This window comes from Nostoc sp. ChiQUE01b (genome assembly GCF_034531255.1).
GTDB lineage: Bacteria > Cyanobacteriota > Cyanobacteriia > Cyanobacteriales > Nostocaceae > Nostoc.
The window spans coordinates 87,417-93,875 of sequence record NZ_JAVRBM010000031.1 but is presented as its reverse complement, the minus strand read 5'-3'; the positions used below and the strand labels follow the sequence as shown (position 1 = coordinate 93,875).

Here is a 6,459-nt window from a genome sequence, read left to right as displayed (position 1 = left end):
CATTTGTTATTTCGGCGTACTCATTTGTTATTTCGGCGTACTCATTTGTTATTTCAGCGTACCCATTTGTTATTTCGGCGTGTCCATAACGCACCCTACGAAACTACTAGAAGAGTTGAAACCTATGCTGGTCATACTTGTGTGTACACCCAAGCCTACAAGCAGAGAGGCTTTAAGGCTTACTCCCCAACGCTAGTAGGGAAGGGGTTGGAGGTTAGAATATTCGTAGGTTGGGTTGAGGCAATGCGTTACCCAACAAACCCTGCAAAATGTTAGGTTTGGTTTCTCAAACCTACCTACACATTTTACGCTAGCTGATCTGTGAGTATTTAAGTTTGTCTGCAATGAGTAGTAAAGTTTAAATTGCTAAAGTTTCAATCAGTCACAAATATCTTATTATTTCATCCAGGATACAGCAATGACTTAGGCAATTGATAAGCAACAAATGATAATTGATGAATTGAAAAAGTTATCTCCTGAGAAGCAACAGGAGGTATTAAATTTTATTGAGTTTTTGCAGTTTAAGGAGATGCAAAAGCAGGAGACACTTAAGGATAAAGAAGAGGAAAAACAAGTTTCATTTTTAGAAGCGGCTAAGGAGTTTATTGGATGTGTTGATGGAGGCCCAGGAGATTTGGCGACTAATAAAAAGTATTTAGACAGATTTGGCAGCAGCAAGATAAGAGAGGCAATGGGCGGATAAAGATTTTTAAGATTTACTTTTTATTTTTATCGAGGATAAAGCCATGACTCAAGCAATTGGTAAAGAACAAATAGTGATTGATGAATTTAGAAAATTATCTCCAGAGAAGCAGGAGGAGGTAATCGATTTTATTCAGTTTTTGCAGTATAAGGAGAAGCAAAAGCAGGATGTACAGCATCAAGAAGAGAAAGAACCTATTTCTGCCTATGAAGCTGCCAAAGAGTTTGCTGGCTGTGTTGATGGAGGCCCTGGTGATTTAGCTACCAACAAGAAGTATTTAGAAGGCTACGGTTGGAAATGAGGAAAAAGGTACTTCTAGATACAGGCCCCTTAGTTGCATTTATCAATAATCGAGAAAATTCGCATGATTGGGCGGTTAATGAATGGAAAAAGATTGAACCACCCTTATTAACTTGCGAAGCAGTAATTAATGAGACGTGTTTTATATTGCGAGATTTTTATGGCGGAGAGGATGCAGTTATGTCTTTATTAGATAATGGCATAATTCAAATCTCTTTTCGTCTTAGTGATGAAATAGGAACGGTTAGAGAGTTGTTGAAGCGGTATCAGAATGTACCAATGTCTTTAGCTGATGTGTGTTTGGTAAGAATGAGTGAGTTGATTAATGGTAGTAGTGTGTTAACTCTAGATAGTGATTTTCGGGTTTATCGGAAGAATAAGAATGAAATGATAGATTTGATTATTGCTGATGGAATATGAGAGGGGTAGGAATGGGTGAGATTCAATTACCTTCTCATTGGAAAGTTGTCAAGTTGGGAGATGTGTGTGAATTTATCTATGGAAAAACACTTCCAAAATCTCAGCGCGAAAGTGGTTCTATACCTGTTTATGGTTCTAACGGTATTATAGATTGGCATAATCAGGCTATTACTTCTAGTAAAACTATTGTTATTGGCAGAAAAGGCTCTATAGGTAAAGTTAATTTTAGTTTGATACCATGCTATCCAATAGATACTACCTATTATATTGATGATGTTAAGCAGCCATGTGATTTATATTATCTATACTATAGTCTTTCAATACTTAATTTATCTGCTTTGAATAGTTCACTAGCTATTCCAGGACTTAATAGAAATGATGCCTATGCAAAAATTATCTATCTTCCCCCAGTCCCCGAACAAAAAACGATCGCCCACACTCTGCGAACCATCCAGAAAGCCAAAGAAACCCGCCAGCGAGAGTTAGAACTGGAACGGGAACGCAAAGCAGCACTGATGCAGTATCTCTTTACTCATGGCACTCGCAAGGAACCGCGCAAGCAGACGGATATAGGCGAAATTCCAGAGAGTTGGGAAGTTGTAACGCTGGATAAAGTTTGTGAATTTCTCCAGTACGGTACATCAAAACTGTGTGATTCGGATACTAGCGGTATTCCTGTTTTAAGAATTCCAAATGTGATTGGTGGCGAGATAAATATATCTGATTTAAAGTTTACAAAGCCAGACAAAAAAGAATTTAAAAAGCTATTCTTAGAAGTTGGTGATTTACTTTTTGTAAGGACGAATGGAAGAAAGGAATATCTTGGTAGATGTGCTGTTTTTTGTAGAAACCCTCCTCAAGCTATGTTTGCATCTTATCTAATACGAGTAAGACTTAAGCCTCATACTTTGTTACCTGAATTTGTCCAATTTTACACCATGACTCATAGAGGGAAGAGTTATTTAAGTGGTAGAGCATCTAACGCGGCTGATGGAAAATTTAATATCAATACACAGACGATTAAATCTGTTTTAGTGCCTGTTGCACCTCTTAATGAGCAACACGAACTTATTGGAACTTTACAGGCTTGCGATCGCAAAATTCAAGCCCTAGAAAAAGAAATCGCCCTTACTGACGAACTCTTCCACGCCATGCTAGAACAACTGATGACAGGTAAAATTTCTACCCAACCCTTAACTGAGACTTACGTATGAGCGAAGCTTCCGCCGTGCAAAGACCGATGCTGAAATATGCCTATGATATTGGCTGGGAATACCTAACTTCAAAAGAGGCATTACAACGGCGGGAAGGAAAGGGAGAGGAAAAGCTCAAAGAACGCTACTTTGCCGATGTTCTTCGCAGTCAACTAATTAAACTAAATCCTGGCGTTGTCACCTCTAACAATATAGATGAAATTCTTCGCCGCCTGCGAAACATTGACAGTACCATCGAAGGCAACCGCGAAGCTTTAAACTGGTTGCAAGGCAAACAATCTATTTTTGTCGCCCAAGAAAACCGCGACAGAAACATTACCCTCATCGACTTTAACAACCCGGAAAATAACATCTTCCAAGTCACAGATGAATGGTCGCAAAAAGGCGTAAAATTTCCCAACCGCGCTGATATTATTTTTCTGATTAACGGTATCCCCGTTGCGATCGCTGAAACCAAAGGAGAAAAGAAAACTGATGGTTTAGCATTAGGCATTGACCAAATTCGCCGCTACCACAACCAAACCCCCGAATTGCTAGCCTTTCCCCAAGTTTTTGAAATCACAGAATTGTGGAATTTCTGGTATGGCTTAACCTGGAATACCAACCGCAAAAACTTGTTTGAATGGAAACTGAACAAACAAAGCAATACCATCACTGAAGGCGACTACGAAGAGAAAATCAAAACCTTCTTCGACCATCAACGCTTTTTAGAGATTCTCAGATATTACATTGTTTTCCTCGAACGCGATGACGGCTTAACCAAAGTAATTTTACGCCAACACCAAACCCGTGCAGTCAAAAAAGTCTTGCAACGCATCCAAGACCCGAATAAAAAACGCGGACTAGTTTGGCATACCCAAGGTAGTGGTAAAACCCTCACCATGATTACAGTTGCCGCCCAACTCCGCAATATTAGCGGCGATAATACCGTAATCATGATTGTTGACCGCAACGAACTAGAAAACCAACTAGACAAAAACCTCAAAGCTTATGGCATCAAAAGTTATGAAGTCGCAACCAGTAAAGCAGACTTAGAAAAACTCATCCAAGATGATTATCGCGGCTTAATCGTCGCCATGATTCACAAATTCGACAAGATGAAAGTAGAAAATAAGCGTTCTACAATTACCGTCTTAGTCGATGAAGCACACCGCAGCACAGGCGGTAATTTCGGCATATATTTGATGGCTGCCCTCCCCAACGCCACATTTATCGGTTTCACAGGTACACCCGTCAGCAAAGCAGCAAAAGGACAAAACACTTTCCAAACCTTCGGCGAACCTAGTGACCCGAAATACAGCCTAGATTTGTATTCAACCGCCGACTCGGTACGAGATGGCACAACCCTAAAGCTAAATTATGCCCTGGCGAAATCAGAGTTTCGCGTTCCCCAAGAAATTTTAGAAAAAGAATTTCTCCAACTCCAAGCCGCAGAAGGCATTAACGACATAGAAGAACTTGATGGCATTCTCGATCGCGCTGTTAAATTAAAAGAGTTTCTCAAAAGTGAAGATAGAGTAGATAAAGTAGCGAAATTTTGTCGCCGCACACTTCCGGGACTACGTTGAACCAATGGGCTTTAAAGCTTTTATGGTTGGTGTAGACCGGGAAGCTTGTAAACTTTACAAACAAGCCTTAGATAAATATCTCCCTAGCGAATATTCAACCGTCGTTTATTCCCGGACTACAGCCGCAGGACTGCGAGAGTACAACCTAACTGATGCCGAAGAGAAAGAAGTCCGCAAAGCCTTTATTAAAAAATCCGTCGTTTCTGCCAAAATATCCTTATCTGATGCAGTCATCGACTTTATCGAATCTCGCCCCAAAGATTTTAACTACGACAACAAAACCCTAACTTTTACAGGTTATTGTTCTGCTGAAGATGCCCAAACTTTAGAAAGCCTCTGCGGTGGCGATGCTGATGCTGTAACCAAAATTCGCCAACTTTACGAAAACCACCGCAAAGCCTTGCCGAAAATTCTCATCGTCACCGAGAAACTATTGACGGGGTTTGATGCGCCGATACTTTACTGTATGTATCTCGACAAACCGATGCGCGACCACGTTCTCTTACAGGGAATCGCCCGTGTAAATCGCCCTTTGCAATTTACACTGTCATCAAGCAAGCAGTTACTCAGCTGGATATCAACCAAGCCGAAATTATCAACACTATTTATAGCAACTTCCCTGATTATTGGTGGGATGCGCGTCAGGAAATTGATTTAAGAACCGAACTTTACGCTAATATTTATCCTATTACAAGCTCAGTTGAGCAGACTATTGAAGTCACCAACAACCTGCTAAAACTCGAACGAGTCGAATCATGATTGCTAGCTGCGACAATCGAAAATGGAAAGACGCGCAAGCATTTAAGGACGCTGTGGGAGAATGGAGCGATCGTATTAAAGTCCAAGTCAAACAAATTCAATTCCGTCCCATGAAGCGCAAATGGGCTTCTATCTCCACCACAGGACGTTTAACCTTGAATACTGAACTGCTAGACTTACCGAAAGAATTGGGTGAGTTTGTCATTGTTCACGAACTTGTGCATCTCCTCGTTCCCAACCACGGTAAGCTATTTAAGTGTTATATGTATGCTTATCTTCCTGACTGGGAAGAAAAAGAGAAGCGATTGCAGGGGTATTATGCAACCGTGGAAGAAGGTTGTATTGAAGGTCTAATATAGTATCTGGTTTTGATACAGATAATTGTTGCAAAGTCTTGTAAACTATGAATATATATAACTTTTATCTACAACTGTTCAATGATTTTTGAACAAATCAAAAATGAGATTCCCTAATCCGCCTATTACCGAAGCTATCTTTGATATAACGGTGAATCTTCATGAGAATTTTAATTATGAAGAACTTTTAAAGTTTCATGAAAATATTAAAGACTCTTTTCCAAATATTCAAAAAAGAATGGCCCTTCAAGGGGGTTTTGAATTTAACTTAGAGAATCCAGATGAAATTAACTCTCAATTATTATCAGTATCTAATAAGCCTGAAGAATATTCTTAAGCAAGTGGTTAGAAATTTGAGTATTTTCCAACTTTTAGCTGTAGTGCGACTTCTGGGCCCTCTTTTAAAAAATGAGCGAATTAATTATGACTGCTTTAACCTTACAATTACCTCCTAATCTGCAATTTACTGATGAGGAATTTGCACAAATTGTAGCCGTGAATAAAGAATTACGACTAGAGTTAACTGCTGAAGGGGAATTAATTATCATGTCACCTCCTGGGGGAGAAACGGGAAACCGTAATTTTGAACTGTATCTTGATTTAGGAGTTTGGAACAGACAGAATAAGCTCGGAAAAGCTTTTGATTCTTCTACTGGGTTTAAACTGCCAAATGGGGCAACTCGTTCACCTGATGCTTCTTGGGTAAGGATAGAAAGATGGGATGCTCTTACCCCAGAACAAAGAAAGAAATTTCTCCCTTTGTGTCCTGATTTTGCAGTGGAATTAGTTTCTGAAACTGATGATGTGGAAGATACTAAAGCTAAAATGGCGGAATACTTAGCAAATGGCTTACAACTGGGTTGGTTAATTAATCCTAAAGATAAACAAGTAATAATTTATCGCCCAAATATTGCACCGGAAGTTTTACAATCTCCCACAAGTTTATCGGGTGAAGATGTTCTCCCTGGTTTTGTTTTGAATTTACAGCAGATTTTTGCATAGATGATTATCTTGATTTGATTTCTACTATCACTGAACTTTCTTAAGTTTGCTTCAACCATCGACACTCCCTTTATACATCAAAAGCTATCTTATTATTTTTATTGAGGATACAGCAATGACTCAGGCAATTGATCAAG

10 protein-coding genes are annotated in these 6,459 nt (G+C 39.4%); all 10 read left to right on the top strand.

The window, feature by feature from the left end:
• Nucleotides 1–276: hypothetical protein (locus RMY63_RS20625; protein ID WP_322730490.1), on the top strand; the 276-nt coding region annotated here is incomplete at its 5' end.
• A gap of 169 nt (nt 277–445) precedes the next feature.
• Entirely contained in the window at nt 446–703 is a 258-nt protein-coding gene (locus RMY63_RS20620; protein ID WP_322730489.1) for a DUF2281 domain-containing protein, read from the top strand.
• Between the two features lie 43 nt (nt 704–746).
• Entirely contained in the window at nt 747–1,004 is a 258-nt protein-coding gene (locus RMY63_RS20615) for a DUF2281 domain-containing protein (RefSeq protein WP_322730488.1), read from the top strand.
• Entirely contained in the window at nt 1,001–1,423 is a 423-nt protein-coding gene (locus RMY63_RS20610) for a type II toxin-antitoxin system VapC family toxin (RefSeq protein ID WP_322730487.1), read from the top strand. Before RMY63_RS20615 ends, RMY63_RS20610 begins: the two co-directional genes overlap by 4 nt.
• Nucleotides 1,424–1,434: 11 nt before the next feature.
• Entirely contained in the window at nt 1,435–2,637 is a 1,203-nt protein-coding gene (locus RMY63_RS20605) for a restriction endonuclease subunit S (RefSeq protein WP_322730486.1), read from the top strand.
• Nucleotides 2,634–4,205, top strand: coding sequence for an HsdR family type I site-specific deoxyribonuclease (locus RMY63_RS20600; protein WP_322730485.1), 1,572 nt, complete (start codon nt 2,634–2,636; stop codon nt 4,203–4,205). Before RMY63_RS20605 ends, RMY63_RS20600 begins: the two co-directional genes overlap by 4 nt.
• A 4-nt stretch (nt 4,206–4,209) precedes the next feature.
• Nucleotides 4,210–4,863 (top strand): type I restriction enzyme subunit R domain-containing protein, encoded by a 654-nt coding sequence (locus tag RMY63_RS20595; RefSeq protein ID WP_322730484.1) that lies wholly within the window; start codon nt 4,210–4,212, stop codon nt 4,861–4,863.
• 97 nt (nt 4,864–4,960) lie between these two features.
• Entirely contained in the window at nt 4,961–5,323 is a 363-nt protein-coding gene (locus RMY63_RS20590; RefSeq protein WP_322730483.1) for a M48 family metallopeptidase, read from the top strand.
• Between the two features lie 85 nt (nt 5,324–5,408).
• Nucleotides 5,409–5,657 carry a TIGR04255 family protein gene (locus RMY63_RS20585; RefSeq protein WP_322730482.1) on the top strand — a complete coding sequence of 83 codons (249 nt, stop codon included), beginning with the start codon at nt 5,409–5,411 and terminating at the stop codon, nt 5,655–5,657.
• Between the two features lie 86 nt (nt 5,658–5,743).
• The gene (locus RMY63_RS20580; protein ID WP_322730495.1) at nt 5,744–6,322 is read left to right on the top strand and encodes a Uma2 family endonuclease; all 579 of its coding nucleotides are present in this window, start codon (nt 5,744–5,746) and stop codon (nt 6,320–6,322) included.
• The last annotated feature ends 137 nt before the right edge of the window (nt 6,323–6,459 follow it).